The organism is Rhizobium sp. BK196 (assembly GCF_014193255.1).
In the GTDB taxonomy this organism is placed as follows: domain Bacteria; phylum Pseudomonadota; class Alphaproteobacteria; order Rhizobiales; family Rhizobiaceae; genus Rhizobium.
The window spans coordinates 153973-179393 of sequence record NZ_JACHZB010000001.1 but is presented as its reverse complement, the minus strand read 5'-3'; the positions used below and the strand labels follow the sequence as shown (position 1 = coordinate 179393).

Sequence of the window (25421 nt, the reverse complement as noted above, 5' to 3'; positions counted from 1 at the left end):
CGCTGCATCCTGGAGGGCCGCTTATACCGGCATTTGTGGAGCCGGAAATTGCTGTGCGATCGAATGATCGCAGAAGTTTCAACCAGCCCCGACTTATCCGAAAATGGAGCAGATTAGATGTTTAGTTAATACTAAATTATCGATGCGATGTGAGATTTTATATCGGCCGGCGAGCTGGTCATTTCAGGTCACTTCGATAGGAGACTCGCATGAAACGTCCAAGCATCAAGCAGGCCCTCATTCTGAAGCTGTCGATCATCAGCATTTTCGTTATCGGCCTATCCTATATTTCGCTGAGCACGATCTCCACGATCAGCTCGCATGCGGAGCAGATCGGTCACTTCTGGATGCAGCGGCTCGTGACGGCGCGCGAGATCAAGGGCAGTTTCCTCGAACTACAGCTGGCTTATGCCGATTTCCTCCTGGATACGACAGCCGAAGACCAGAGCGCCGGCAAGCAAGGGATCGCCGCTGCAGCCACCTCCGTCGACCAGTTCGTTCTCGACTATGAAAAAGGCGTTCGCACCGAGCGGGGGCGTGAACTGATCAATCAGATCAAGCCGGAAATTTCCAAATTCCGCGACATGGCGGACGAGATGGTCGCCTTGCAGACCAGCGGCAAGGCGTCGGATGCCGCGCGCCTCTTCAAGGAAACGATGGAGCCGCAGGCCGATGTCGTGAATGCCCGCGTGGCCGATCTCGTTGCGTTCATCCTCAATCAGGCGGAAGGCTTCGTGGACGCTAGCGGTGCCTCGGCGAATTCGGCCTTCACGCTGACAGCGGTGATCGCGGCGCTTGCGGTGACGATTGCCGTGGCCGGTATCGTGTTCGCAATCCTCGGCATTGCCACTCCGATCCGCAGGATCGCATCCGCGATGGGCCGTTTGTCTGCCGGAGATCTCGACAGCGATATCCCCTATGCCGGTCGTGCCGACGAAGTCGGTGACATGGCAGGTGCCGTCGAAGTCTTCCGGCAGAACGCTCTCAATGTCGTCAAGCTCGAAAGGGAAGCTGCCGCAACGCGGAGCGAAGCCGAAGCGGCGCGCGCGGCGGCCCAGCAGCGGGCCGAGCGCGAGGCGGAGCAGTTGCGTTTCGCAACGACGACGCTGGGTGAGGGGCTGCGGCGTCTGGCGGCAGGCGACATATCCTTTCAGCTTTCCGAGCAATTTGCGGCGGAATACGAAGCGTTGCGCGAGGACTTCAACGCGTCGCTGCGCCAGTTGGGAACAACGATCGGCGCCGTGCTTCAGACCGTGCACAGCATAGACAATGGCACCAGCGAGATCGCATCGGGTGCCCAGGATCTGTCGAAGCGGACCGAACAGCAGGCAGCCTCTCTCGAAGAGACGGCGGCGGCGCTGGACGAGATTACCTCGACCGTCTCGACCGCGACCAAGCGGACCGAGGAAGCCCGTCACGTGGTAAGGGAAGCCAATGCCAGCGCTCAGCATTCGGCGAGCGTGGTGTCGGAAGCCGAGCAGGCGATGCGCCGCATCGAAGGCAGTTCGCAGCAGATTTCGAACATTATCGGCGTGATCGACGAAATCGCTTTCCAGACGAACCTTCTCGCATTGAACGCGGGCGTCGAGGCGGCCCGCGCCGGCGAGGCAGGCAAGGGTTTCGCCGTCGTGGCGCAGGAGGTCCGGGAGCTTGCGCAGCGTGCCGCGCAAGCGGCGAAGGAAATCAAGGTCCTCATCCAGCAGTCGTCAGCCGAAGTGGAAAATGGCGTGAAACTCGTTCTCCAGACCGGAACGTCGCTCAAATCGATCGGCGAATATGTCGCGCAGATCAACCAGGTCATGGACGCCATCGCGACCGCGGCACGTGAACAGTCGACCGGACTTGCGGAGATCAACACCGCCGTCAACCAGATGGATCAGTCGACACAGCAGAATGCGGCGATGGTCGAACAATCGACCGCTGCCGTCGCCTCTCTATCGTCGGAAGCCGGCCGTCTGCGCGACCTGGTCAACCAGTTTCAGCTGGAGGGAAATTCGAGGGGAGACGTTCACAGGCGCAACGCTCGATCAGTTGAAACCGGAATCGTCGATTTGGCGGCGGCCCGCCGCGTCACGCAGCGGTGATCCCTGTGAACAAATAACGCGGTGACTCCGTGGCCGCCCGTCAGGCCGCCTCGTAGCGGCAGGGCGGCGGCAGCGCCGCTTTGGGCATTGGCGAAGAACCTGTTGCAGGAAATCCGGCAGTGCGTCTTTGCCCGGCTCGAACAGCGGTGTCGTATCGCAACGCGATACGACATACCCGCTGTCTGCTTCCTTGGCTTCATCACGCTCGCAAGCATGATGATCCGCTTCAATGATCAATTCGATCTCACCGTTTTGCTGGCGATCAGCATCACGAGTTCTTCCGAGGCATCCGCGAGCGCCAGCGCCAATTCCGCTGCCGACCATCCGCGGTCCTGCAAATTGCTGAGCATTCCCATCATTGCGATTTCGACTTCCCTTCTGCAGTTCGAAGTCGGCTTCAATTCGATGTGGTTCTGGTTGTCGGTAGTGATCATCGTAGCCTCCGTTTGCCACCTGAGAGTTCTCTAAATCGGTAGGACGGGGTTGCGCGTAAGCATCGGGCTCATACGCATCGACAGTGGCGCCTCAACTTGCGCGCAACCCCTGGCTTCGTCTCACTTGGCCTCGCCAACGATCGCCTCCGTCCCCAGCTGGGAGACGAGAAGGCCTAAGCCGCCAGTTGTAAAAAGTCTTTTTCGGCGGCGGCCGATGTGGGACGAAGAGTCTTCGTAACAGGCCGAAGCCTATGTCCAACACACACGAATATTGCTCGGATAGTTCACGACTACCTCCCGGTATTCTCATGTTTTTTTTGAATTTTTGCCGCTTCACCTGGGATTGCTGCCGTCTTTGCGGAGCGCTGGCAGGTGAGATATTCCGGTTTCTTCCGTCTTCGTTCAGGAGTTAACCGTGCCTATTTAGATACAGGCATAGGACGCAATTGTCGTTATCCGCGCGTCCTGAAAATTATCGTTCCGTACATTTCTGCTGGAATGAGAATATGATAAACAACTTATGGGCGTGGCTGCCTGCCGATTCCGGGCTGAAGCGGATTCCGGGCGGCCATTTGCCATAAAGACGATTGTTCACTCTCAAGTTCGACGGCTCGGTTGGGTCGTCTGATACGCTGGAGGGACTGGATGGCTGCGGATTCCGGATCTGGAGATGACCCCGCTTCAGGGCAGGGGTGGCCGGCCCACCTGGAGCGGCGGCGCTGGCCGCGCGAGCCGGGCATGGAGAAGGAGCGGCGCCAGGATGTTGCGCCTGCGCTGCAGCCGGTGCGTTTCTCGACGAAAGATCTGCCGCCGAAAGACCAGTTCCAGGCTTGGCGTGCCCATATGGCGCCGCTCGTGGATGTGCATCTGCCGGACGGAAAATCCCTCGACGACGGGTTTCTTGCCGAACAGACCGGCTGGCATCTCGGCAACATGCTCCTCGTCCAGCAGCACACTGAGGCCCATAGCTACATCCGCGATCAATCCATGCTCCGTTCGAGCCCGATAGACCATTGGAACGTCGGCCTGCTTCGCAGCGGCCGGATCTGGACCGAGGTCAGCCGTCACGTCACGGAAACAGGTGCCGGCGAGGTGTTTTTCAGATCTCTCGGGTATCCCTATCGGGGGCGGATGACCGATTGCGTCTCCGTGCTGGTCTTCCTTCCCTATGAACTGCTGGCCATGGATGCAAGCATCCTCCAGGGTGCCAACAATACGCTTCTGTCCGGCAGCCTGGCGGAATTGCTCGTCAGCTATATCGCCGGTCTGGAAACGAAGCTGAGCAACCTGACGGCTGGCGAAGTGCCGCGGATCATACAAACGATCGCCGATATGGTCGTTGCCTGTGCTGCCTCATCCACAAGGGCGGATCCGGGTCAAGTCCAAGCGGGCGTGGGAATGATGGAGCGGGCGCATCGTTACATTCACCTCAACCTGCAATCAGAGAATCTGACGCCGGACGCCATCTGCCGCGCGTTGGGCATCTCGCGCACGCGGCTCTATCAGCTGTTCGAAGCGAGTGGGGGAGTGCTGAATTATATCCGCAAACAGCGACTGCTGCAGGCCTATGCTGACCTTAGCAACCCGGCCGACAACAGGCCGATCTCCGAGATTGCGGAGGCGGCCGGTTTCGCCGTCGCCGCCAATTTTACCCGCGCTTTCAGCCACGAATTCGGATTGAGCCCGCGTGAAATCCGAAAAACCGTGGCAACCGAGCGCCCGGCTGTTCCGGCTCAGCGTTCCACCCGGCATCATGGCACAACGATCGGCGACTGGCTGACGCTTGGGGGCTGATATCCGCGCCGGGCGAGATGCCGGTGGTCACAAAGCTGCCGCTCAATCGTCAGCAAATTGCCCCGCCATCGCCGCATCGTGCCCTCTTGACAGTCCATCGTTGCGACCTCGCCGGCCTCCAGCGGCTGAGCGATCGACCGAGGCGGTCCTGCTGCCGATCACATCATGCACGTAAAAAGGAATGACTATGATCACTCGCTACACACCTGTCGCAACGATGACCGCTGCGGTCTTCAGCCTGCTTGCTCTCAGCCCGGCATCCGCCGAGGATACGGCCCAGGCGCAACAGCAGCCACCGGCACAGGGCCAGGCGCCGATGCAGGGGCAGGCGGGCGGCGATGGTGCAGCCGCGCCCGTCAGCGATCAGAAGATCGAGGCCTTTGCCGTTGCCTATCTGCAGGTCGACAAGGTCAGGAAGGAATATTCGGCCAAGATCGGCGCGACGAAGGACGAGGCTGCGAAGCAGAAGCTGCAGGAGGAAGCCAAGAAGCAGATGGTCGACACCGTCGAAGCCTCCAACGACATCTCTGTCGAGGAATACTCGTCGATCCTGACGGCCGCACAGAGCGACCCGGCTCTCGCCAAGAAGGTTCTGGAAAAGATCGGCACCCCGCCGCCGGCGCAGCAGCAGCAATAGGGCTGCTCACTTCTGCATAATCCTCAAATCGGAGAGGATTACACAGCGATCACCGGGTCAGGGGCAGCGCGATCCTGGCCCGGCTCCCTCGATCGCCGCTTGAGTATCGCGCTTTGCGCCTTTGGTCATCATGACGATCCGGCCGAAATCACTCGTCTGCTTAGCTCACGGCATGGCCTCCGCAATCCGCAACAGGGCCGAATATATGATCCCGGGATCATCGGGTGCAACGGCGTCTCGGACCAGGCCTTCGGCGCTGGCGACGATCTCATGAGCCGCACGCAATGCCGAGCGTCCATCCGGCGTGAGTTCGGTCGTCAGGACCCTGCCGTGGACCGGGTGGGCCGTTCGCTTGATGAGGCCGTCGCGTTCGAGTGTCGCTATGATGGACTGCATGGTCTGCGGCGTTACGAAGGCCCGCCGGGCAAGCTCCGCACTTGACAGGCCCGCGCTGACCTCAAGCCCCGCCAGGACCGAATATTGCGGGGTCGTCAATCCGATGTTTCGAAGTTCGGTGTCGAGATGGCCCCGCAGCGCCTGTTGCGCCCGCTTCAGCGCATATCCGAGCGAGCGATAGGTATCATCAACAGGCGGGTCAATCAGGCTGGACATATCAGGGTCCTTATATTATATCAGGCCCCTGACGATACTGCGTCAGGTGTAAAAAGGAAAGATCGCTCATGCCTCGCCTCATTGGACCGGATTTCATCGGAATACAGACAAAGGATCTGGAGGCCGCACGGAGCTTCTATCAAGAGATTGTCGGGCTTACGCCATCTGCAAAAGCTCCTCCGGGCGCGGTTGTTTTCGAAACGCACCCCATCCCATTTGCCGTCCGCACACCGATCGCGGAGTTTGACGAGACGGAGAAGCTCGGGGTTGGCATCGCGATCTGGTTCGGCTGCGACGACGCTGACGAATTGCACGCTCATCTGTGCGAGCGCGACGTGCGGATAGCTTTCCCGCCAAAGGACGGTCCGTTCGGACGCTATTTCGCCTTCGTCGATCCATTCGGCTATACGATCACTGCCCATACCGTCCCGACAAGGTAACAGAAGCCGTGTCCACACAGATGATGTGACCCTGACGATCGCGGCTGGAAGGGCCTCGTTCCCGAGATCCAGGGCCGTTGTCTCGGACCCTGTCTATTGGATTGATCGCTGCGAGCGATATGGAACCATCGGCCTGACCGCGTGTGGCTCCATACGGACACCTGGGATCATCCCAAAGCCAAGGCCACCGATGAGCGCATCGGCTTCAAGGCTATGCCGAAGTCTGGGAAGACTTTCCGGACTGACCCCGGCCGCAGGCCATTGCAGGCAGCGGTCATCGGGGCAGGGTGCGTGCCCTTGAAGAGCACGCACAGGATCAATCGACGATCAGTGAAAACCGCCGGCGGCCGTCACTCGCTCGCCGGTCAGCCAGCCGGCATCTTCCGAGGCGAGGAAAACTGCGATCCTGGCGATGTCATCGGGCTGGCCGATGCGCCCAAGCGGCGTCTGGGCTACGGCGGTGTGCTCGAAATCCGATCCGATGATGCCTGCCGTATGCGCGCCTTCGGTCTCGACCATGCCGGGGAGGATGGCGTTGACGCGGATCTTGCGCGGGCCGAGCTCCTTGGCAAGCACGCCGGTGATGGCGTCCACCGCTCCCTTGGTGCCGGTATAGACGGCGGTGGCGGGCGGGGCGAGGCTGGTGACCACGGAGGAAATGTTGATCACGCTGCCGCCCTCGCCAATGTGCTTGACGGCGGCCTGAGTGGTCAGCAGCAGGCCGAGCACGTTCACGTTAAACTGGCGGTGATAATGTTCCTCGGTGATCTCTTCGATTGTTGCGAATTCGTAGACGCCGGAATTGTTGACCAGCACGTCGAGGCGGCCGAATTCCCTGATCGCGGCGTCGACCAGCCCCTGTGCCTGTTCCGCCTTCGAAACATCTCCCTGGACCGCGACAGCCTTGCCGCCGGCGGCAGCGATCGCCTCGACGACGGCGTCCGCGCCAGCCTTGCTCGAGGCGTAGTTGACCACCACTTTTGCGCCTTCAGCGGCGAGCGCCTTGGCAATCGCAGCGCCGATCCCCTTGGAGGCCCCTGTCACCACGGCGACCTTTCCAGCAAGCTTAGACATATCAGTTCCTTTCAACCCGGAGTGCCGCCGGGAGTGACGGCTTCGTTCCGTAGTTCAGAAATTCGGAACTGTTGATCGAGATATCAAGTAGCCCTATATAAAATTTCATGAGACCGCTCTTTCACCCAGCCCTCGAGGATTTGAAGCCGGAGGCGATCCTGTATGCGCTCTCTGATCCCGAGCGTGTGGCGATCTTCGCACAGATCGCCGGCGTCGGCTCCAGCGGCACGTGTACTGCGCTTGCCAATCTCGGCGGGCGCGTCATTCCCAAATCATCGCTGTCTCAGCATATGAAGGTGCTGCGCGAGGCGGGCCTCATCCGTGGCGAGCGTCAGGGCGTGGAGATGCGCAATCATTCGCGCTGCCAGGAAGTGGATCAACGCTTTCCCGGTCTGATCGCGGCCATTCTGAGCGCCTACGGACGGCCACCGGCAGCAACAAGCGCAGGCTGATCACCTGATGACATCGCGGTCTGGCGGTCGCAAGCGACTTTCAAGGCAAGCCAGACGGTCTATTTCTTGTGATTGCCTGCAAAAGCGGCCGTCAAGCCAAGGCCGATGTAGACGAAGCCCCTAACCCAGCGTTCAGCCTTGAGATAGACGGGACTGCGCTTCAGCCAGTTGCCGGCCGTGCCGGCAGCTGAACCTGTGGTTTGGAGCCCTAATCGGCCATGGACCGGTTCAGCCAGTCGGCGAACCTGATAGGACCGACATGGGCGGGGTGACGCGGCAGCAATGTGTCGTCGTTCAGTTCGACGCCGTAATAGCGCGCGGTCTCGTCGGTGATCACCGGGCGCATGTCTTCGTTGGCGGCGACGAGCATGCGGGCGATTTCATCGAGGGCGAACTGCTCTGGCCCGGCTATTTCCACCGTGTCGTTCACCGGGGCGGCCAGAGCCAGAAGGGTGAGCACATCGGCAACATCGTCGGCAGCGATGGGCCGCACGGAGGCGGAAGGAAGCCGGATACCGTCATCACCTGCCGCCATCTCCATCACGCCGCTGAGGAACTCGAAGAATTGCGTCGAGTGGACGATCGTATAGGGCCGACGGGCCGCCCTGATGAGGTTCTCCTGCACCATCTTGGCGCGGAAATAGTCGCTCTCGACAAGGCGAGGGGTCCCGACGACCGACAGGGCGAGATAGTGGCCGACCTCGGCATCTGCGGCGGCGGCCAGCAGGTTTCGGGTGGATGTCCTGAAGAACTCCAATGCGGAGTCGTCTCCGAACGATGCCGCGTTCGTGACGTCGATGACGGCGTCCGCTCCCGCAAGCGAGGTTCTCAGGCCTTCCCTCGTCACGCTGTTGACCCCGAAAGTGGGGGATGCAAGGACGACTTCGGTCCCCGCCTGTCCGAGGCTTTCAACGAGACGCGTTCCGATGCGCCCGCTTGCTCCCATGACCGTCACTTTCATCGATCCGCTCCGTGTCTTCGTTGCGATCCTCAATCGCAACGATCAAAAAGTCGGGACGATGCCGGCACTTCGGCCGACACCGCGAAATTCGGCGCCTGGAGGCCTGATGTCATTTTACCGGCATCACTGCCGGAACGTCCTTTTTCTTGACCAGCACGACGATGAACTTCGCCGGTTTCGTCTTGCTCGCGTTACGGCTGATCAGGTGAATGTCGGAAGGACCTTCGTAGAACGTGTCGCCCGGAGACAAGGTAACCTCCTTTCCTCCTTTGACCTGCATCACAACCGAGCCCTCGAGAACGTAGGCGAACACGTCCGCCTCATGTTTGTGAATCGGCGAGGAGCCTCCCGGTCCGTATTCGACCGAAAGCACAAGCCCCTCCTTGCCCGGATAGTCTGGAAGGTCTTTGCTCATGAGCGATGTTACTTTTGCAGCCTCGTCGGCGGCCACAGCCAAAGTGCCGGAGAGACAGATGCTGGCTGAGACCAGCAATGCTGACAGCGCAAAATTCATTGTCGTAACCCTCTTGGTTGCAGTTGCGAAATATGTTTCGGGGTAGCAAGCCTTAGGCTAGCCGGGCTGCTGGGACAGGCGAAACCAATCTGCAAAGCCGATCTTGCCGAGCCTCGCACCCGTGTCGGGTACGAGCGAGCGATCGTCGAGCTCCGACCCGAAATAGCGTGCGTGAACATCCGCCTCGACCGTGCGCGGATCGTTGATCGCCCTCAGATAACGGCCGATGATCTCATTCATGCGGAAGCGCTCCGGACCTGCAATTTCGATCATCCCATTGATCGGCCTTGCAAGGGCAACGTCCGCCACGATGTCGGCAACGTCGTCAGAGGCTATCGGCTGGAAGGCGGCGGGAGACAGCCGCGCGACAGTCCCGACGGTGGCTTCGTCGGCGATGCCTTTCAGGAACTCCATGAACTGGGTCGAATGGATGATCGTGTATGGGATGGACGATCCCTTGATGAGCCTCTCCTGGGCAAGCTTGGCCCTGAAATAGCCGTTCTGCGGCAGCCGTTCCGATCCCACGATGGAGAGGGCGATATGGTGTTTTACGCCGGCGTCGCGTTCTGCGGCGAGCAGGTTGCGGCCCGATGTCTCGAAAAAGTCCAGGACCGCCTGGTCTTCCCAGGACGGCGAGTTTGAGAGATCGACGACCACGTCGGCCCCGGCCAGCGCGCTCGCCAATCCTTCCCCGGTGATGGTGTTGACGCCGGTTTTCGGGGATGCGGCCAGCACCTCGTGGCCCTTGTCGCGCAGACGCGCTGCAGTCTTCGATCCGATGAGGCCGGTGCCTCCGATAAGGACGATTTTCATAATGGGTTCTCCTCCCGCGGCCCTCTTGGGCCGGAGTTCCAGATTACGATCGCGAATGCCGACACAGCCGCGAGAAATTCCATGCTTGGATCAAGTGAAACACATCGACTGTCGTCGCCACGCTCGGCTTCGGCCGAGGGGGGCTCGCATCGCGGGGGTATATTGTTCCCATATGAGATCGGGGGCAACCATAATTGGCCAGGTGCAGAGGCGCTCGATCGAGCAAGATCGCTGCAGCGCTCGGTCCCCTTGCGTGTCGCTCATCCTTGCGCTATAAACTGAACCACATGGTTCAGTATTCAAAAGCTCGTCTCGATGCCTCGTTCGCCGCGCTCTCGGACGCCACCCGGCGCGGCATTCTCGTGCGGCTCGGGCGTGGGGACGCTTCGATCACGGACCTTGCCGAGAAGTTCCACATGACGCTGACGGGCATGAAGAAGCATGTCGGCGTCCTGGAGCAGGCGGGGCTCGTGACCACGGAGAAGGTCGGGCGCGTGCGCACCTGCAGGCTCGGTGCGCGCCGGCTGGAGGAGGAGGCGGCTTGGATCGAGAGCTATCGCCAGCTCTGGGACGCGCGCTTCGACGAATTGGACAAGGTTATCGAGGAATTGAAACAGAAGGAGAAGGACGATGGAGAGTAAGCCTGCCCCTATGAAGAACCCCACGACGGTGGAACGAACGTCCGAGCGTGAGCTCGTCGTCAGGCGAACCTTCAACGGCCCGGTACATATCGTGTTCGAGGCGTGGACCAAGCCCGAGCTTTTCATGCGGTGGTGGGCGCCGAGGTCGATCGGCGTGCCCATGCTTTCCTGCAGCATGGATGTTCGCGTCGGAGGTGGCTACCGTATTGCGTTTGGCCATGATGCCTCGAGCGCCATGGAATTCTTCGGCAAGTATCTCGAAGTGATACCGAACGCGCGCCTGGTCTGGACGAATGAAGAAAGTGATGACGCTGCCATCACCACGGTTACCTTCGAGGAAAAAGGCGGCAAGACGCTGCTGGTGCTGCACGAACTCTATCCCTCGAAGGAGGCGTTCGACGCCAATTCCGGGGCAGAGGGCGGGCTGCCCGAGCAGTTCGAGCAACTGGACGAGCTTCTCGTCGCGCTCGGCGCGGGAGGGGCCTGACGTCGTCCAAGGTCGCGCCGCTGGGCTCGACCCGCCCTGCGGACTACCTCAGGTGAGGAGGGTTTTGAGAAGGCCGTGGCGCCCGGAGCCCCCTCATCCGCCCTTCGGGCACCGTCTCCCCCGGGGGAGAAGGGGATCGGGGAGCCGTCGCGGGTGAGGTTGAGGGTCAGACCGCCTCGCCATCTCCAAGCTGTGCGAACGAGGCGAGCAGGCCGGCTGCGACGGCAAGGTCGGGCGTTTCGAAACCTTCGGTGAATTCGTTATAAACAGGTTGCAACATCTTGCGTGCATCATGTTCCCGCGACCGGACGCGCCAGAGCATTGCGAGATCGCAGGCTGATCGCAATCGCCATGACAATGCACCGATTTCCCGGGCCACCGCCATCGACTCGATGAGGAGCGTCTCCTCCTCGTATGGCCGGACCTCGGCCTTCAGAATGGAGGCCCGGATGCGCAAAAGCTCTGGAACGCACCATTGCTCGTTCTGCGTATAGGCGCAATCGAGCGCTTCCCGGATGGTGGCGGCGGCGTCCGCCAGGCGGCCATACTTCGCCAATGCCTCCGCAAAGCCGCCGAGATAGAAGGGGAACCGCGCCAGATGCCTGATGGCGCGAAACTCCCCGACAGCTTGCTCGAGCAGCCCCAGTCCTTCTGCCGTCGTGTCGTCCTGAGCGCATGCCGCCGCACCGCGGCAGAAGATGGCGACCGGCCGCCAGATGACGATGCCATGCCGGACGATTTGATCGTCGAGCATCGCGGCAACGCGGCCACATTCCTGATAGCGCCTGCTCAGAAGGAAGGTGAGGCTCGCCCATGCGAGCGCATTGCTCAGGGAAAGCTCGTGCCCGGTCTTTCGCGCGAGTGCGATCGTCACCTCCGCAGTGCGCGCGGCTGTGTCGGGTAACCCCGTAAGCCACTGTATATGCGACAGGATATTGCCGACATCGACATTCCTGTCGTACAGGAAACGCGCGAAGCGCGGGTCGTTGGAGTCTTTCAGATAGTTTCCATAAAAGCGTTCAATGCGTTGCCGGGCGCCGTCAAACCGGGCGATGAACAGGTCGGCCACGGCCAAATGCGTTTCGCCCGCCGGCAACGCGGAAGGGTCGGCCCCGGCGGCGACCGAAACGAAGGTCTCAAGCGTCGCGATCCCGGCATCGTGTTCGCCGCCGAACAGCTGGTATGTGCCGATCAGCCGCAGGCAGCGGAGTTGATGGTCGATATCGCCGATCCGAACTGCAATTTCCAACGCTCGTTGCATAGCGTCCATGGCGGAGGGTATGGCGCCGCGCATGAACATTGTCACGCCTGCGAGCGACACCTGAAGCTGCATCTCGGCGGCCGTCCCGGCAAGCCCGGCTGCGTCCAGTTCCTCAAGCGCCCGCGAGACGTGAACGCGGCATTCCTCAGTAAGAGAAAAGTGGTTCCAGAGCAGGCATCCCGCGACGGAGAGGCGGGCATACAGCGATCCGTCCGCGGCAATGCCTCCGGCCCAGTCCAGCGCCGAGCGCAGGTCGTCGAGGACGCCTCCATAAGCATGTGCCCAATCGGGGGCCGGACGTGAGGCCCACTCGCTCGCAGCGCGCTCCAGAACCGCACAAATATGCTCCGCATGCCGACGGCGGACTGGCTCTTCCTCGCCGCTCAATTGCAGTCGTTCGAGACAGTATGCACGCGTCGTCTCCAGGAGGCGATAAGCAAGCTTGTCGGCAGCCACGTCCATCGAAAGCAGAGACTTTGCGACGAGGCTGGCCACGTCATCGATTATCCGTACCCGCTCGAGACCCTCATCGGCGACGGCGCAGGCCGCATCGAGACTAAACGAACCGGAAAAGACCGATAGCCGGCGAATGACTGTGCATTCGCTCTGCGAGAGAAGATCGTAACTCCACTCGATCACCGCCGTCAGTGTGCGATGGCGCTCGGGGCCGGCGCGATGCCCGCTCAGCAGGCGAAATCGATCGTCCAGATGGGCGAAAAGTCCGTCCAATCCGAAAGAATCGACACGCGTCGCCGCAAGCTCGATCGCCAGCGCGAGACCATCGAGCCGCCGGCAGATTTCCGCGACCGTCAGCGCGTTGGCGTCGCTCAGTTCGAACGACTCAAGCCTGTCGGTCGCGCGGTCTACGAAGAGTTGAATGGCAGGATACCTGAGCGCTTCCGCTGCGTTCAGATCAGACGAAGGAGGCGGCGCGCCAAGCCCCGGCAGCCTGCGGACGCGTTCGCCCCTCACGCCAAGCGGCTCCCGGCTGGTAGCGAGGATCCTGACGCACGGCGCTTCGGCCAGGATCCGGTCCGCACAGAAGGCTGCCGCCTCGACGATGTGTTCGCAATTATCGAACACGAGGAGCATTTCACAATCGCGGAGATAGCTGCCCAATGCCGCGAGCAGGTTGGCGGAGTGCGTTGCCAGACCTATCGCAGCCGCGACAGCATTGGGCACGAGCGAAGAATCTTTCAACAGCGCCAGATCGATCAGCCAGACGCCGTCCCTGAAAGACCCGAGCGCCTGCTCGGCGGCGGCCAGCGCAACCGTCGTTTTTCCGACGCCGCCGGCACCGACGATGGACACCAGCCGGGAGGCATCCAAATCGCGCCTGATGGCCTCAATCGCATCAGTTCTCCCGAAGACCCTCGTTGTCGCGATCGGCAAATTGTGGCTGCGCATCGCCGCCGCCGTCGAGGACGGCGCGAGGACGGGCGATTCATCGACCTGAACCGGCGCAATGAACCGATAGCCCCGCCCTGTGACAGTCGCTATGTATTGCGCGGTCCCAACGCCATCGCCGAGGGCTCGCCTCAAGGCAGCCATGTTGACCTTGAGGTTGCCATCATCGACGACAACGTCCGGCCAAACCCGCGCGATCAATTCGCGCTTGTTCACGAGTTCGCCCGGGCGCTCGACGAGGGTTGTCAGGATGTCCAGCGCGCGGCCTCCGATCCGGACGGGGGCGTCACCTTGCAAAAGCAGCTGGCGCTCGGGAATGAGCACGAAAGGCCCAAAGGAGAAGGACCGGGAAAGCTGCTCGGCAAGGTCGCTCGTCACGATCTTTTTCCTTCGACGAAGGCGGCCGAACCAAAGAGAAAGTCTCGCCGTCCTCGTCATCGAAGAGCTGGCGTGGCTCGGAGCGGCTCCCAACACGATTTTACCATAATTAACCGACGGCAGATTGCAATCGCATGTAGACTGGCTGCGTAAGTAAAGATCCCGGTCCCCCCAGCATTGATAGTCCTGCGTACTGGGCGTGGCCTTGATTGGCTCGGAAGAAACGCAGTGGCTGCCCAGGCGGCCAAGTATTTAAGATGCCAGTAATAGAATTCGGCGGCGCCGATGTCTTTGTCGCGCTCGAAGATACTCGGGCTCGGGCAGGCTGTGAACTTGGCATTCAAGCACGAGTGAGGGGCAGGGACCAAGTGTCCGGCAAGGCCCAGTTGCGGTGACGCGGGGCGGAACGGGACAGGGTTGTCGCCAGGCCGTTTCACGCGTCGCTGCCCAGAGGCGCAGGAAAGCACATGACCTCAAAACGAGCGAGGTCGCCTTCATGGGGACTGCGACGGGATTGCGGAACGACCGCAGCCCGAATCCTGAACGCATCGTCATTCAATTAGGGGGAAGTCATGACAAAACATGTCCTTTTCATCGTGACCAACGCAGCCGTGATCGGCCCGCACAGTCGCAAGACCGGCTTCTTTTTCGCCGAGGTCGCTCATCCTTTCGACGTGCTCGACAAGGCCGGGATCGCAATCGAGTTTGCCTCTCCCGCAGGCGGATGGACGCCGTATGACGCGTATGACGAGAAGGACCCTGCTCAGAAGGGATTTCTCGAGAGCAAGGCCTTCCGTCGCCTCAATCACAGTCGCAAGCTCGCCGAGGTGGACGCCGCCGACTACGACGCCATCCTGATCCCCGGCGGTCTCGGGCCGATGGTCGATATCCAGCGCAACGCTGATGTCCAGAGGGCTGTCGTGCGCGCCTGGAGCACGGACAAGCTGGTGAGCGCTGTTTGTCACGGTCCGTGCTCGTTGCTCGGCGTGAACCTCGGTGATGGCACGCCATTCGTGCGTGGCAAGAAGCTCACCTCCTTCTCGAAGAAGGAGGAATATGACTATGCCCGAGATGACGTGCCCTACGAACTCGAGGACGCATTGAGGGCGGAGGGCGCCGAGTATTCCTCTGCGTCCAACTGGGAACCTCACGTTGTCGTCGATGGCCGCCTCATCACCGGCCAGAATCCCGCCTCGGCAGGACCGCTGGCAAAAGAGTTGCTCGCTGCTCTGAAGGATCGGGCGTGATGGGTCACATCCAAGAGGGGAATGAACCATGTCCCCGCGCGTGAAGACCGTGGGGATTCTGACCGGGCGTCCCGGTAAGGCATCCGAACTCGGAGCGCTTCTTTCCGCAATGCGGGTGCACAGCCGGGCCGAGCCCGGAAATCTGCGGTGGGATATCTGGCGAGACAAGGCCAATCCCGACCGCTTCGTGCTCGATGAGCTTTACGTCGACGAGGCGGCGGTCGCCGCGCATCGCGATACGCCGCACTTCAAGGACTATGCCGCCAGGATCGGCGATCTCGCCGACCGGACACCGATTACCCTTGACCCGATCGAGGTCGATTAACCCGCTGGAGGGAATGCGATGAAAAGCGCAATAACAGGATTGCTCACTGTCATGATCACAGCCGCTTCCGCCGTCGCCGGCCACGCAGCCGACAAGCCTGTGTCGATCGTGCTCGTGCACGGTGCCTTCGTCGATGCTTCGGGCTGGCAGCAGGTCTATGACATCCTTTCCGCCGAGGGCTACGAGGTTCTGGCTGTCCAGAATCCCACGATTACACTGCAAGGTGACGTCGATGCCACAAGGCAGGTCATCGCTCGGGCCAAAAAACCGGTCGTCCTTGTCGGCCATTCCTATGGCGGGGCGGTGATCACCGAGGCCGGCAGCGTGCCAAAGGTCAAGAGCCTGGTTTACCTTGCCGCGTACGCGCTTCAAGCCGGCGAGTCGGTCTACGACATCGGCACGGCGCCGACGCCGGGCGAAGACAAGGCGCCGCTGCTTCCGCCAAGCGACGGGTTCCTGCTGGTAGACTTTGCGAAATTCCCCACATCCTTCGCAGCCGATGTCGATCCCGCCAAGACGAAGTTCATGGCCGAATCCCAGGTTCCCTGGGGGCTCGGCGCCGTGCAGACCAAAATCACCGCGCCGGCGTGGAAGGAAAAGCCCACCTACTTCATGGTGACGAAGAACGATCACATGATCCCGCCCAGCCAGCAGCGCTCCATGGCAGCGCGGGCCGGCGCCAAGACCGTCGAGATCGAGTCCAGCCATGCCGTGATGCTTTCGCATCCGCAGGACGTGGCGGACTTCATCACCAGTGCGGCCGCGCCGTCGAACTAGGACACTGCGGCCCGCAGCCTACAGGAGTTTGGACATGTTCCAAAAGGCCTTCGAACCGCAATGCAAGGCGGTAGCGATCCATTGCACAGATGCGGCGCAACACCGGCGCCGGGGTTTGACGCTGTTTGCGCTGGCGCTTGGAAGCTTCTGCATCGGGACGTCCGAATTCGCCAGCATGGGCGTCCTGCAGCTCTTTGCCGAGAGCCTTGAAATCAGCATACCGGCGGCAACGAATGCCATCACGGCCTACGCATTCGGGGTGGTGATCGGTGCCCCGCTTGTCACGCTCGCTGCCGCCCGGCTGAACCGGAAAAGCCTGCTTCTGGCATTGCTCGGCCTTTTCATCGTCGGCAATGTGCTCTCCGCGCTTGCAGCCAATCTCGGCATGTTCGCGCTCGCCCGCTTCGTCAGCGGCATGCCGCAGGGCGCCTATTTCGGTGCCGGTGCCGTCGTCGCCTCCTATATCGTGGGACCTGGACATGGCGGCAAGGCCTTTGCCCTCGTCATGACCGGACTGACCGTTGCCACAATTATCGGTTCGCCGCTCGCCACCTTTCTTGGCCAGAACCTCGGCTGGCGGAACACCTATTTCGCCGTTGCCGGTGTCGGTGTGCTGGCGCTTCTGGCCCTTTGGGCATGGGTGCCGCGGACCGAGGCGCTGGACGGCGGGCCGATCGCACAGGAACTGAGTTCGCTCCGCCGAGGCTCCGTCTGGATCATGATGCTTGTCGCTGCCCTCGGCGTCGCGAGCATCTTCGCCGTATACACGTTCATCGGACCGTTCGTGACCGATGTCGCGATCATCGACAGAGCATGGATCCCGCTGGCGCTGGCCCTCTTCGGCATCGGCATGACGGCGGGGAACCTTATCGGCGGACGGATCGCCGACAGCCACCCTTCGTTGGGGCTCGTCGTCGGCTTCGGCAGTGCGCTGATCGTACTGGCAGTCCTCGCATCATCAGGAGGGAATGTCGCGCTGCTGATGATCGGCCTCTTCGGTGTCGGCGCTACGATGATGATTGCTATCCCCACGATCCAGGTGCGGCTGACAAGCTTTGCGCCGGAAGCACCGACCTTGATGGGCGCCATGAACCTGGCAGCCCTCAACGTTGCCAACGCCATCGGCGCCTGGGCCGGCGGAGCGGCAATCGCGGCAGGGTTCGGTCTTCTCTCGGCAGTCTGGGCCGGGTTCCTCTTGACGCTTCTTGGCCTGGTCGTCTTTGCGATCACGCTGCCGCGCGCCCCTCAACTTGCTGCTGCGTGAGAGCCGGCTTCGACCTTGACTATGCCTGCCAGTTCCTGAGCCCGTGGCCTCCGCCTTCGAAGTTGCGGCCTCGAAAGCAAATTGAAAGCAGGCCCAAATGGTCATCATCGAAGTATGCTATTGGAAATTGGAAGGGGACAATAGAGTCGTGGGATCTTCTCCCGTTAAGGCGTCGGATGCATTTTGTTTTTGGTGCGAGATCTGTTGGTATTGACAAATATCATTTTCGGCCTTGTTTGCGTCAAATATAAATCTGCATTCGAGACTATTTATTTACCATGCAATATTAAAGTCCGAAGATGTGCTCGCTCAGGAGGTGGGTGGAGCGCGTAACGCCGGGTGCCGCATCTTCAGGGATTCATCATGAAGCTCACCATTGCAAGAAATCTCGCCATCGTGGGCATCGCCGTCTCCATCGGCATGTTCGCGTCCTTCGGGCTGCAGCAGACAGCCCTTGGGCGGCTCAAGGTCAACGGACCGATCTACGAGCAGATCGTCTATGGCAAAGACCTGATTGCCGACATCCTGCCGCCGCCGCTCTTCGTGGTCGAATCCTACATGCTGTCGCATGAGGCCAACGACTTTCCCGATCTTGTCGATGCCAACCTCGCCAAGATCGCGACGCTGAAGGCAGCCTATGAGGATCGCCGCGCCTATTGGCAGACGACCGGCCTGCCGCAGCCGCTCAAGGACGAGCTCAACAAGGAAGTAGTGGCCAAGGGCGACATCTTCTGGAAGGTGATGGAAGAGGACGTCATCCCGGCACTCAAGGCGAGGCAGAATGGCGCCGGAACCGGGCCGATGGTGAAGCTCAGGACCGCGTTCCACGAACATCAGGACGCGGTCGAGAAGCTCGTGGTCAATTCCGATACCTTTCTCAAGGGGCAGGAGAAGAATGCTGCCGACGAGATCATGACATGGACCTCGGCGGCGGCCGCGGCTTCGCTCGCGTCCTTCCTGCTGCTGCTCGCCGGGCTCTATTTCTTCCGCCGCCGCGCCATCCTGCCGATCGATGGCATGAGACGCTATATGAGCGGCCTTGCCAATGGCGACTTCTCGGAAGACGTGCCCTTTGCCGAGCGCAGCGATGAGATCGGCCAAATGGCGCAAGCCGTCGTCGTCTTCCGCACCAATTCGCTCGAGCGCCGCGAAGGTCACCTGCGTGAGGCGGAGGCCAAGGAAGCCGAAGTTGCCCGCCAACGCCAGTTGGCCGCCGAGCGCGCCGGCGAGGAAGCCGCGCGTGACGAGGTGATCCATTCGCTCACCCGCGCACTCGATGAACTGTCGCGCGGCAATCTCGGCTTCCACATCGATGCCAGGTTCTCATCCGCCTACGAAGAGCTCCGTGCCGCCTTCAATGCCAGTGTCGACACGCTGTCCGGCTCGATCGACGCCGTCTCCGGCGCGACCAGCACGCTGCGCCATTCTTCACATGATATCGCCGGCGCCATGGAGGCGCTGTCGAAGCGTACCGAGCAGCAGGCAACGACCATCGAAGAGACATCGGCCGCACTCACCGAGATCACCTCGGCCATCGGCAATTCCTCGTCCCAATCGGCCGAAGCAAGCCAGGTGACTGACGAGACCAGCAAGGCCGCGCTGCAATGCACCGAACTGATGCGTGAGGCAATCGCGGCAATGCAGCGGATCGAGGGTTCGTCTGACCAGATCGGCTCGATCATCAACGTCATCGACGACATCGCCTTCCAGACCAACCTTCTGGCGCTCAATGCCGGTGTCGAAGCAGCCCGCGCGGGCGAAGCTGGCAAGGGTTTTGCCGTCGTGGCGCAGGAAGTGCGCGAACTTGCCTCCCGCTCGGCCAATGCCGCCAAGGAGATCAAGGTTCTGGTCTCGACATCGTCGGACCAGGTCGGCTCGGGTGTCGCGCTCGTCAACCGCACCGGCGAAGCGCTCTCCCATATCGAAACCAAGGTGCAGCATGTCGGGCAACTGATCCAGGCGGTGGTCACTTCGTTGAACGAGCAGTCCTCGGCGATCCGCGAAATCAACGGCTCCGTTCATGCAATGGACGAAGTGACCCAGCGCAATTCCGCCATGGCGGCGGAAACCAACTCGGCCTGCAAGGGGCTCAACGAGCAGGTCCTGGCGCTGGAAGAGATCGTTTCGCGCTTCCAGATCGCCGCCGCAGGACCTGCCGTTACGGCAAACCGCGCCGCCTGAGCCGAATTGCTTCGGTTATTTCTTGGGCGGCTCGAACAATTCGACGGGATTGCCCGCGGGGTCGTCGACGAGGATCTGCTTGCCGCCCATGCCAGCCACGATGTCGTTGCGAAATTTCGCGCCTGAAGCCTTCAGACGTGCGACCTCGTCCTCGATATTGTCGACCTCCAGCTGGATGCGGTTCCAGCCGCCGGGTTCGGGGCGGCGTCCATCCGGCATGGGCTGGGATGCGCCGCCTGGCCCGGTCGTGCCGTTCACCAGCAGGCGAAGATCGCCTCTGGTCAGCATGGCGAAGCTCGGAGCTGGATGCATGGTGAGCGCGAAGCCGAGCGACTGCGTGTAGAATGCAATCGCGGCGTCGACATCGTCGACGATATAACGAACGCTGACAGTGGCCATAGCAATTCCTCCTTCAGACAAGATCGAGGATCGTGGCGGCGGCAGCCAGGAGCACGACCACGATCCATGGCGGGGCTTTCCAGACGGTGAGCAGCAGAAAGCCGGCAAGTGCGAGCGAAAAGTCGCGCGGCGCAAGAACGGCGCTCGTCCATACGGGGCTATAGAGAGCCGCCCCGAGAATGCCGACGACGGCGGCGTTGGCGCCGCGCATCGCAGCCTGCGCCGTCGGGCGCTTGCGAAAGCTGTCCCAGAAGGGCAGGGCGCCGAGCAGCAGCAGGAAGCCGGGCAGAAAGATCGCGATCAGGCCAATGGCTGCGCCGAGAAGACCGTTCGGAGCAGGCCCCATGGCGGCGCCGAGATAGGCGGCGAAGGTGAACAGCGGCCCCGGAACCGCCTGGGCGGCACCATAGCCTGCCAGGAACGTATCGTTCGACATCCAGCCGGGATTGACCACTTCCGCCTGCAGCAGAGGCAGCACGACGTGACCGCCGCCGAAGACCAGTGCGCCCGAGCGGTAGAAGGCATCGAAAAGCGACAGGCCTTGCGAACCCAATGCCGAGGCGATGACCGGCAAGGTGCCGAGCAGGGCGAAAAAGGCGAGAAGGCTGGCAATGCCGAAGGAGCGGGACACCCGGAAAGACAGGTGCGTCTCGCCCGTGACCGGGCCGTTGCGGCAAAGCGCGAGGCCGGCGAGCGCGCCGGCGGTGATCGCGGCGATCTGCCCGATCGCCCCTGCCGAGAAGGTGACGATGAGGACGGCTGCGAGCGCGATGCCCGCACGCTCCCGGTCGGGCGTCAGGCTTTTGGCCATTCCCCAGACCGCCTGCGCCACGACTGCGACAGCCACGATTTTCAGCCCGTGCAACAGGCCGGCTCCCGTCGGCCCGTCGAAAGCTGTCGCCGCCATTGCGAAGATCACCAGCAGGATTGCGGATGGCAACGTGAAGGCTGCCCAGGCGGCCAATGCGCCGAGGGGGCCTGCGCGCAAAAGGCCGAGGGAAAAGCCGACCTGGCTCGAGGCGGGACCGGGAAGGAACTGACAGAGCGCCACGAGATCGCCATAGCCCGTCTCGTCGATCCATTTGCGGCGAACGACCAGTTCGTCGCGGAAGTAGCCGAGATGCGCGATCGGGCCTCCGAACGAGGTGAGCCCCAGCTTCAGGAATGCGAAAAACACTTCGCCGGGCGTGCCATGCGGCTGGCTGACCGCCTCTTCATGAATTGCCTGTGCCGACGACCTCACGGAACAGCTCCCTGGCTCTTTCCCTGGCGATCTTCAAGGCTGCCACGCCATAGGGCGTGGCATTGTATATCCGCCGGCGCGTCCGGCCCACCCGTTCCATTCGCGAGGTGAGATATCCCTTCTTCTCCATGGCGTGCAGCATCGGATAGAGCGTCCCGGCCGAGACCTTGTAGCCGTGGTGAGCGAGCTCCTCGATCATCCACAGACCATGAAGATCGCCTTCGGCCGCATGATGCAGGACGTGGAGGCGGATAAAGCCGGAAAGAAGATCCTGATGTTCCATCGATCACCACAAATAACCCTCACTCTCGAAAAGCGATATCGGGAACCGAGACTAGAGGCAAAGGGTTTGACCTGCAACCGTCAAACGGATTGGCGGTTCATCGAAACACGAACCATGGGAGAATACCAATGGTCAGCGAAGCCGATCGCGATCCGCGTCACCACACCCAGAAAATGCAGGTGCGCCTTCAGGAAATCATGGATCATTTGCGGGCAGACATCGAGAAGGTCGACGAACCGCAGCTGAAGGCCATGTTCGAAACCGCCGCCGAAGTGCTGGGCGGGTTGAAGAAGGCGTTTGGCGACTACGAGAAGAAGAACGAACCGGCGTGGAAATAGGGTCGTGCCGCCGATCCGCATTTCGGATCGAGCTGTGATTTAAACGATCATCTCGTCGGCAATGCGCAGCGCTTCTCCTGCTGATCGAAGAGTATGAAGTCAGGCATTATCCAATCCCGACTGTGAGCCCGGTTGAGTGATCAAGCCGGCGGTGGCCGCGAACATGACACGGACTTCGGCAGCAGATGCTTCCGCGTGAACGGGCGCGCCAGGGATGTCACTTCGGCAACGACCGTCCCTGGTGCAAGCCTGACGGTCTTACTTGACCGTGATGCTCATACCGCTGATATCGGCGTTGATTTGCAGGCCTACCTGCTTGCCTGTCAGTTCGAGTTGGGCGCCCTTGTCATTGGTCATGACGATCACCTGGGCTCCTTTGCCGAGCGCGCCGCCACCGCCCGCTGCACCGTACACGCCCGTCACATCCTGAGCGCGGCGTATGTGGCGCACGGTACCTTTGAAATAGGTCTTGGAAGCACCGAAGGCGAGACCGCCCGAGATGCCGCCAATCGAAATTGGGTATCGGCGACCATGGAAGGTCAGCGTGCCGTCGCCTCCGGAGCCGCCGACGAAGAAGGCGGCCTTGTAGACGGCGAAGCGGATCGTACCGCTGTCCGCATGCGCGGCGCTGGCAAAGCTAACTCCCGCGGCAGCAGTGGCGGCAACGGCGAGAGAACGAAATCCGGACGAAATCTTCATGATGAGAGGCTCCTCAAAAAAAGGGCCGCTTGCCCAGTCAGCCGGGCCAGACAGCCGGGGACTCAGCGTCGTCTCAACGTCATAGCTCGAACAGCCTCGTACGTCATTAGTTCCCAGGCAGTTTCCAGGCACAAGGAGATGACGGCAGACCCGCCCATCCTGCGTTCCCGCTGCAGGATCTCCGACTGGAATGGCAATGATTGCGGCAGGTCAGTTTTCAGGGCATCTCATCCAATAGCGTTTGATAGCCGCAGGCCCGCTGCCATCGCTGGGCACTTGGCTCCATGGATTCTTCGAAGTTTCGATAAACGTGTCGTCGTCGATCGAAACAAGCGTCACCGGCATTGCGAAGGACAATGTAGCCTGGCGATACCACGCAATGGCTGCCTGTTGGCGGCGTTTGGCGACCAGGTCGTCTTTCTCAGCGGGTGGAACGCGAAAGCGGTCGGGATTTTGTTTCACCTCGACCAGCGGATCGTGCAGGGCCACCCGCAACAGCTCACCGTCACCGGCAAGCCGCAGCTCGAATTCATCCTGTGGTGCCGGCGCCGGGCGATCCCTTTGTTCCCAGCGCGTGCTAGCAGGAACAAAAAATCGGCACATTCGTTTGGGTCCGGGCCGCGGCAACCCAATTCTGCTTTGGCTGGCCTGGGGGACGTGTGATGGACCAATTGCTTATTGTCTTCATCCGAAGGCGGATGGCCGACCGTACCGATGTCGATCTCGGAGAGCTTTTCGACGCTGCCGAACAATATTTTAAAACAAAAGTAGAGGCGCGTGCTTTTTTTGATGCCCTTCATATGGTCCTGCGTGAACGCCGTGATCGGCGCAGAAAGCGGATCGCCGACGCTCAATAAGAGTCGAAAAGGCGACTCCCGGACGGGGAGAGCCACCCTATTCCTACCGACTTTATGGCGCCGGCCGGGCCGCAACGGGGCACGCACCGAAGTCTGCAATCGGACCAAAGTCCGGTGAATGCACCCTTCCTTTTCGGTAGACACCACCGCTGTTCTGCCAAATTGCCCGTCGTTGAACCTATTGTAAAATTTGTCGGTGTTACTGTTTTCAAAAAGGACACCCGCTATGTCATCGACGGAAGATCCGAAGCTGCCACGCGATGTCGCGCGCAGACATTTTCTAGGTGTTACCGCCGCCGCGGGGGCTAGGATTGCCGGCTTGGCAGCTCTGGCAGCGGCAATTTCCTCGTCGCCTGCGAGCGCGATGGGGCATCGTTGGGGGAGGGGCGGATCTGGTGGACACGGAGGCTGGTGGGGCGGACATGGAGGCACCCATGGCAGTCGTCCCGATGGAGCCTCTGGTAGCGGCGGTGCGAATTGCTTCCTGCGGGGAACGGCGATCCTTACGGATTGCGGTGAAAAGCCCGTCGAGGATCTGCGCATCGGCGATTGCGTTGCCCTGCCGGACGGGAGCGTCCGCTCGATCAGATGGGTTGGCCGCCAGACGTTTAAGAAGAGCAGCGCGCGCTGGCTTGAAGGCGTTGTGCCGGTCCGGATCTCCCGCCATGCGCTGGATAGCCGCACGCCACATTCCGATCTCTACCTGTCGCCGGATCACGCTCTGCTTCTGAACGGCGTTCTGATCCGCGTGAAGCATCTCGTGAACGGCACGACCATCGCACCGGTCATTCCGGCCGACGACGCGCCGCTCGAATATTACGCCGTCCTGCTTGATACGCATGAAGCCATCCTCGCCGAAGGTGCCGCGGCCGAAAGCTTCCGTCTCCTGGACAACAGCGACGAAGCCTTCTCCAATTTCGCGGAGTACAAGCGCCTCTATGGCGAGAAACCCACCGCGATGACATCCTATGCCCCGGTGCTGGGCGAGGAAGGCGGCTGGAAGCACTTAAAGGCGCTTCTACTGCTTGCTGTTTCGCCGCTCGTGCCGATGCGCGATCCGCTGGGGGATGCCTGTGAGAAGATCAATGCGCAAGCGAAAGAGCTGTCATTCTGACAAGCTGAGTGGCTGAGCGTCTTACCCTGCCTCTTCAGCGGCAGGTGATCTTGGCGAATTACAAGCGACAGGGGATTTTGACTGATTTTCGGTTCGTCGGACCAGTCAGCAATAGGATGTAACGCGCTCTCATCATGATTACCTGGTGCTGGCGCGACGCGCGGATGGAGGCATGCTGGGCTCAGCGCATTCGACGAGTGCGCCGCTGTTGCGAAGCTTTGAAATTCCTAGCTGAACGACCTTGATCATATCAGTCATCCGCTGGCCGTGGCCATCCTGGTATTGTTCCAGCGTAGGAGTATGAAGAGTAACATCCCGCAGCGTAGACATACGATTGTCTTTGACCGCTTGGGCACCGAGAGCCCAGACACGGTTGAATAGAATTCGATCTGACTCGGTAATTGGCATAGTGTCCCGCTAAAACCCGAAATATTGGACTTAGCGGGCGGCATCCGCTCATCAATCGGACTAAGGTCCGATGTGCTAGGAGATCGCCGTTGGTGCGATGGCGTACATAGCAACTGTGCAGCCGTCTCCGTGCTGCCGCATTCCTCATTGCACAACGGTGCCGGTGAAAGGTCATCGGAGATGAGCGGGAGATTCTGAGGGGACGCAAAAGGTTTTAAAGCACTTCGAAGGCCTTTCAACGCGATTTGAAAATTCCGGAACCTGGTGTCAAAATTCCGATTTCTCGCGTCCGGCTAC

General features: G+C 61.1%; 27 protein-coding genes and 1 pseudogene. 15 read left to right on the top strand and 13 right to left on the bottom strand.

Annotated features, from left to right (window positions below; translation table 11 throughout):
• The first annotated feature begins 209 nt into the window (after positions 1–209).
• A complete protein-coding gene (locus tag FHT78_RS00945; RefSeq protein ID WP_183739267.1) occupies positions 210–2084 on the top strand; it encodes a methyl-accepting chemotaxis protein in 1875 nt (624 codons plus the stop codon).
• Positions 2085–2317: 233 nt separating this feature from the next.
• On the opposite strand, the gene FHT78_RS00940 is transcribed toward FHT78_RS00945, so the two are convergent.
• Complete coding sequence (locus tag FHT78_RS00940) at positions 2318–2518, bottom strand: hypothetical protein (RefSeq protein WP_183739264.1); 201 nt, start codon at positions 2516–2518, stop codon at positions 2318–2320.
• Positions 2519–3163: 645 nt separating this feature from the next.
• Here FHT78_RS00940 and FHT78_RS00935 point away from each other — a divergent pair.
• On the top strand, positions 3164–4312 hold the full coding sequence (locus FHT78_RS00935; protein ID WP_183739261.1) for a helix-turn-helix domain-containing protein: 1149 nt from the start codon (positions 3164–3166) through the stop codon (positions 4310–4312).
• Between the two features lie 187 nt (positions 4313–4499).
• Positions 4500–4949 carry a DUF4168 domain-containing protein gene (locus FHT78_RS00930; protein ID WP_183739258.1) on the top strand — a complete coding sequence of 150 codons (450 nt, stop codon included), beginning with the start codon at positions 4500–4502 and terminating at the stop codon, positions 4947–4949.
• A 165-nt stretch (positions 4950–5114) separates the two neighbouring features.
• On the opposite strand, the gene FHT78_RS00925 is transcribed toward FHT78_RS00930, so the two are convergent.
• Positions 5115–5561, bottom strand: a complete 447-nt coding sequence (locus FHT78_RS00925; protein ID WP_183739255.1) for a MarR family transcriptional regulator — start codon at positions 5559–5561, stop codon at positions 5115–5117.
• A gap of 68 nt (positions 5562–5629) precedes the next feature.
• Between FHT78_RS00925 and FHT78_RS00920 the strand changes: the two genes are divergently transcribed.
• Positions 5630–6001, top strand: coding sequence for a VOC family protein (locus tag FHT78_RS00920; RefSeq protein ID WP_183739253.1), 372 nt, complete (start codon positions 5630–5632; stop codon positions 5999–6001).
• Positions 6002–6328: 327 nt separating this feature from the next.
• Here the strand turns inward: FHT78_RS00920 and FHT78_RS00915 are convergent, their stop codons facing one another.
• Entirely contained in the window at positions 6329–7075 is a 747-nt protein-coding gene (locus FHT78_RS00915) for a glucose 1-dehydrogenase (protein ID WP_183739250.1), read from the bottom strand.
• A gap of 107 nt (positions 7076–7182) precedes the next feature.
• Between FHT78_RS00915 and FHT78_RS00910 the strand changes: the two genes are divergently transcribed.
• On the top strand, positions 7183–7527 hold the full coding sequence (locus tag FHT78_RS00910; protein WP_183739247.1) for a helix-turn-helix domain-containing protein: 345 nt from the start codon (positions 7183–7185) through the stop codon (positions 7525–7527).
• 59 nt (positions 7528–7586) lie between these two features.
• Here FHT78_RS00910 and FHT78_RS29170 read toward each other — a convergent pair.
• The 4 genes and pseudogenes from FHT78_RS29170 to FHT78_RS00895 all read right to left on the bottom strand — a co-directional run.
• Positions 7587–7751 (bottom strand): annotated as a pseudogene (locus FHT78_RS29170) (LysE family translocator); the annotation flags it as partial.
• Entirely contained in the window at positions 7736–8488 is a 753-nt protein-coding gene (locus FHT78_RS00905; protein ID WP_183739244.1) for an SDR family oxidoreductase, read from the bottom strand. The gene FHT78_RS00905 and the pseudogene FHT78_RS29170, both read right to left, overlap by 16 nt.
• A 109-nt stretch (positions 8489–8597) precedes the next feature.
• Positions 8598–9002 (bottom strand): cupin domain-containing protein, encoded by a 405-nt coding sequence (locus tag FHT78_RS00900; RefSeq protein WP_183739241.1) that lies wholly within the window; start codon positions 9000–9002, stop codon positions 8598–8600.
• Between the two features lie 57 nt (positions 9003–9059).
• Positions 9060–9815, bottom strand: a complete 756-nt coding sequence (locus FHT78_RS00895; protein ID WP_183739238.1) for an SDR family oxidoreductase — start codon at positions 9813–9815, stop codon at positions 9060–9062.
• 287 nt (positions 9816–10102) lie between these two features.
• Between FHT78_RS00895 and FHT78_RS00890 the strand changes: the two genes are divergently transcribed.
• Together FHT78_RS00890 and FHT78_RS00885 are read left to right on the top strand one after the other, a co-directional pair.
• Positions 10103–10456: a metalloregulator ArsR/SmtB family transcription factor gene (locus FHT78_RS00890; protein WP_183739235.1), complete on the top strand. Its 354-nt coding sequence runs from the start codon at positions 10103–10105 to the stop codon at positions 10454–10456.
• Positions 10446–10943, top strand: a complete 498-nt coding sequence (locus FHT78_RS00885; RefSeq protein ID WP_183739232.1) for an SRPBCC family protein — start codon at positions 10446–10448, stop codon at positions 10941–10943. Before FHT78_RS00890 ends, FHT78_RS00885 begins: the two co-directional genes overlap by 11 nt.
• Positions 10944–11109: 166 nt before the next feature.
• Here FHT78_RS00885 and FHT78_RS00880 read toward each other — a convergent pair whose 3' ends face one another.
• Complete coding sequence (locus FHT78_RS00880) at positions 11110–13989, bottom strand: winged helix-turn-helix domain-containing protein (RefSeq protein ID WP_183739229.1); 2880 nt, start codon at positions 13987–13989, stop codon at positions 11110–11112.
• 572 nt (positions 13990–14561) lie between these two features.
• On the opposite strand from FHT78_RS00880, the gene FHT78_RS00875 reads away from it, so the two are divergent.
• From FHT78_RS00875 to FHT78_RS00855, 5 genes are all read left to right on the top strand, one after another.
• Positions 14562–15236 carry a type 1 glutamine amidotransferase domain-containing protein gene (locus FHT78_RS00875; protein ID WP_183739226.1) on the top strand — a complete coding sequence of 225 codons (675 nt, stop codon included), beginning with the start codon at positions 14562–14564 and terminating at the stop codon, positions 15234–15236.
• Positions 15237–15264: 28 nt separating this feature from the next.
• Positions 15265–15561 (top strand): putative quinol monooxygenase, encoded by a 297-nt coding sequence (locus tag FHT78_RS00870; protein WP_183739223.1) that lies wholly within the window; start codon positions 15265–15267, stop codon positions 15559–15561.
• 18 nt (positions 15562–15579) lie between these two features.
• The gene (locus tag FHT78_RS00865; RefSeq protein WP_183739220.1) at positions 15580–16338 is read left to right on the top strand and encodes an alpha/beta hydrolase; all 759 of its coding nucleotides are present in this window, start codon (positions 15580–15582) and stop codon (positions 16336–16338) included.
• Positions 16339–16372: 34 nt separating this feature from the next.
• Positions 16373–17602, top strand: coding sequence for an MFS transporter (locus FHT78_RS00860; protein ID WP_183739217.1), 1230 nt, complete (start codon positions 16373–16375; stop codon positions 17600–17602).
• 363 nt (positions 17603–17965) lie between these two features.
• The gene (locus tag FHT78_RS00855) at positions 17966–19783 is read left to right on the top strand and encodes a HAMP domain-containing methyl-accepting chemotaxis protein (protein ID WP_183739215.1); all 1818 of its coding nucleotides are present in this window, start codon (positions 17966–17968) and stop codon (positions 19781–19783) included.
• A 15-nt stretch (positions 19784–19798) separates the two neighbouring features.
• Here the strand turns inward: FHT78_RS00855 and FHT78_RS00850 are convergent, their stop codons facing one another.
• The 3 genes from FHT78_RS00850 to FHT78_RS00840 are packed head-to-tail and all read right to left on the bottom strand — an operon-like array spanning position 19799 to position 21708.
• Positions 19799–20182: a VOC family protein gene (locus FHT78_RS00850; RefSeq protein ID WP_183739212.1), complete on the bottom strand. Its 384-nt coding sequence runs from the start codon at positions 20180–20182 to the stop codon at positions 19799–19801.
• A gap of 13 nt (positions 20183–20195) precedes the next feature.
• Entirely contained in the window at positions 20196–21425 is a 1230-nt protein-coding gene (chrA, locus tag FHT78_RS00845; protein ID WP_183739209.1) for a chromate efflux transporter, read from the bottom strand.
• Positions 21397–21708 carry a PadR family transcriptional regulator gene (locus FHT78_RS00840; RefSeq protein ID WP_183739206.1) on the bottom strand — a complete coding sequence of 104 codons (312 nt, stop codon included), beginning with the start codon at positions 21706–21708 and terminating at the stop codon, positions 21397–21399. The genes chrA and FHT78_RS00840 overlap by 29 nt, the downstream gene beginning before the upstream one ends.
• Positions 21709–21836: 128 nt before the next feature.
• Here FHT78_RS00840 and FHT78_RS00835 point away from each other — a divergent pair, with 128 nt between their 5' ends.
• Entirely contained in the window at positions 21837–22046 is a 210-nt protein-coding gene (locus FHT78_RS00835; protein ID WP_183739203.1) for a hypothetical protein, read from the top strand.
• A 258-nt stretch (positions 22047–22304) separates the two neighbouring features.
• On the opposite strand, the gene FHT78_RS00830 is transcribed toward FHT78_RS00835, so the two are convergent.
• Positions 22305–22745, bottom strand: coding sequence for a hypothetical protein (locus FHT78_RS00830; RefSeq protein ID WP_183739200.1), 441 nt, complete (start codon positions 22743–22745; stop codon positions 22305–22307).
• A 210-nt stretch (positions 22746–22955) separates the two neighbouring features.
• The gene (locus FHT78_RS00825) at positions 22956–23348 is read right to left on the bottom strand and encodes a hypothetical protein (RefSeq protein ID WP_183739198.1); all 393 of its coding nucleotides are present in this window, start codon (positions 23346–23348) and stop codon (positions 22956–22958) included.
• Between the two features lie 59 nt (positions 23349–23407).
• Between FHT78_RS00825 and FHT78_RS00820 the strand changes: the two genes are divergently transcribed.
• Entirely contained in the window at positions 23408–23602 is a 195-nt protein-coding gene (locus FHT78_RS00820; protein ID WP_183739195.1) for a hypothetical protein, read from the top strand.
• A gap of 226 nt (positions 23603–23828) precedes the next feature.
• Positions 23829–24716 (top strand): Hint domain-containing protein, encoded by an 888-nt coding sequence (locus FHT78_RS00815; protein WP_183739192.1) that lies wholly within the window; start codon positions 23829–23831, stop codon positions 24714–24716.
• The last annotated feature ends 705 nt before the right edge of the window (positions 24717–25421 follow it).

Bases quoted from the DNA above. Each gene is read 5' to 3' on its own strand.
- FHT78_RS00945 (WP_183739267.1), top strand. From the start codon at position 210: ATGAAACGTCCAAGCATCAAGCAGGCCCTCATTCTGAAGCTGTCGATC.
- FHT78_RS00840 (WP_183739206.1), bottom strand. From the start codon at position 21,708: ATGGAACATCAGGATCTTCTTTCCGGCTTTATCCGCCTCCACGTCCTG.
- FHT78_RS00930 (WP_183739258.1), top strand. From the start codon at position 4,500: ATGATCACTCGCTACACACCTGTCGCAACGATGACCGCTGCGGTCTTC.
- FHT78_RS00915 (WP_183739250.1), bottom strand. From the start codon at position 7,075: ATGTCTAAGCTTGCTGGAAAGGTCGCCGTGGTGACAGGGGCCTCCAAG.
- FHT78_RS00920 (WP_183739253.1), top strand. From the start codon at position 5,630: ATGCCTCGCCTCATTGGACCGGATTTCATCGGAATACAGACAAAGGAT.
- FHT78_RS00940 (WP_183739264.1), bottom strand. From the start codon at position 2,518: ATGATCACTACCGACAACCAGAACCACATCGAATTGAAGCCGACTTCG.
- FHT78_RS00910 (WP_183739247.1), top strand. From the start codon at position 7,183: ATGAGACCGCTCTTTCACCCAGCCCTCGAGGATTTGAAGCCGGAGGCG.
- FHT78_RS00890 (WP_183739235.1), top strand. From the start codon at position 10,103: ATGGTTCAGTATTCAAAAGCTCGTCTCGATGCCTCGTTCGCCGCGCTC.
- FHT78_RS00820 (WP_183739195.1), top strand. From the start codon at position 23,408: ATGGACCAATTGCTTATTGTCTTCATCCGAAGGCGGATGGCCGACCGT.
- FHT78_RS00855 (WP_183739215.1), top strand. From the start codon at position 17,966: ATGAAGCTCACCATTGCAAGAAATCTCGCCATCGTGGGCATCGCCGTC.
- FHT78_RS00905 (WP_183739244.1), bottom strand. From the start codon at position 8,488: ATGAAAGTGACGGTCATGGGAGCAAGCGGGCGCATCGGAACGCGTCTC.
- FHT78_RS00900 (WP_183739241.1), bottom strand. From the start codon at position 9,002: ATGAATTTTGCGCTGTCAGCATTGCTGGTCTCAGCCAGCATCTGTCTC.
- FHT78_RS00895 (WP_183739238.1), bottom strand. From the start codon at position 9,815: ATGAAAATCGTCCTTATCGGAGGCACCGGCCTCATCGGATCGAAGACT.
- FHT78_RS00870 (WP_183739223.1), top strand. From the start codon at position 15,265: ATGTCCCCGCGCGTGAAGACCGTGGGGATTCTGACCGGGCGTCCCGGT.
- FHT78_RS00830 (WP_183739200.1), bottom strand. From the start codon at position 22,745: ATGAAGATTTCGTCCGGATTTCGTTCTCTCGCCGTTGCCGCCACTGCT.
- FHT78_RS00925 (WP_183739255.1), bottom strand. From the start codon at position 5,561: ATGTCCAGCCTGATTGACCCGCCTGTTGATGATACCTATCGCTCGCTC.
- FHT78_RS00850 (WP_183739212.1), bottom strand. From the start codon at position 20,182: ATGGCCACTGTCAGCGTTCGTTATATCGTCGACGATGTCGACGCCGCG.
- FHT78_RS00865 (WP_183739220.1), top strand. From the start codon at position 15,580: ATGAAAAGCGCAATAACAGGATTGCTCACTGTCATGATCACAGCCGCT.
- FHT78_RS00825 (WP_183739198.1), bottom strand. From the start codon at position 23,348: ATGTGCCGATTTTTTGTTCCTGCTAGCACGCGCTGGGAACAAAGGGAT.
- FHT78_RS00835 (WP_183739203.1), top strand. From the start codon at position 21,837: ATGGTCAGCGAAGCCGATCGCGATCCGCGTCACCACACCCAGAAAATG.
- FHT78_RS00935 (WP_183739261.1), top strand. From the start codon at position 3,164: ATGGCTGCGGATTCCGGATCTGGAGATGACCCCGCTTCAGGGCAGGGG.
- FHT78_RS00815 (WP_183739192.1), top strand. From the start codon at position 23,829: ATGTCATCGACGGAAGATCCGAAGCTGCCACGCGATGTCGCGCGCAGA.
- FHT78_RS00885 (WP_183739232.1), top strand. From the start codon at position 10,446: ATGGAGAGTAAGCCTGCCCCTATGAAGAACCCCACGACGGTGGAACGA.
- FHT78_RS00860 (WP_183739217.1), top strand. From the start codon at position 16,373: ATGTTCCAAAAGGCCTTCGAACCGCAATGCAAGGCGGTAGCGATCCAT.
- FHT78_RS00875 (WP_183739226.1), top strand. From the start codon at position 14,562: ATGACAAAACATGTCCTTTTCATCGTGACCAACGCAGCCGTGATCGGC.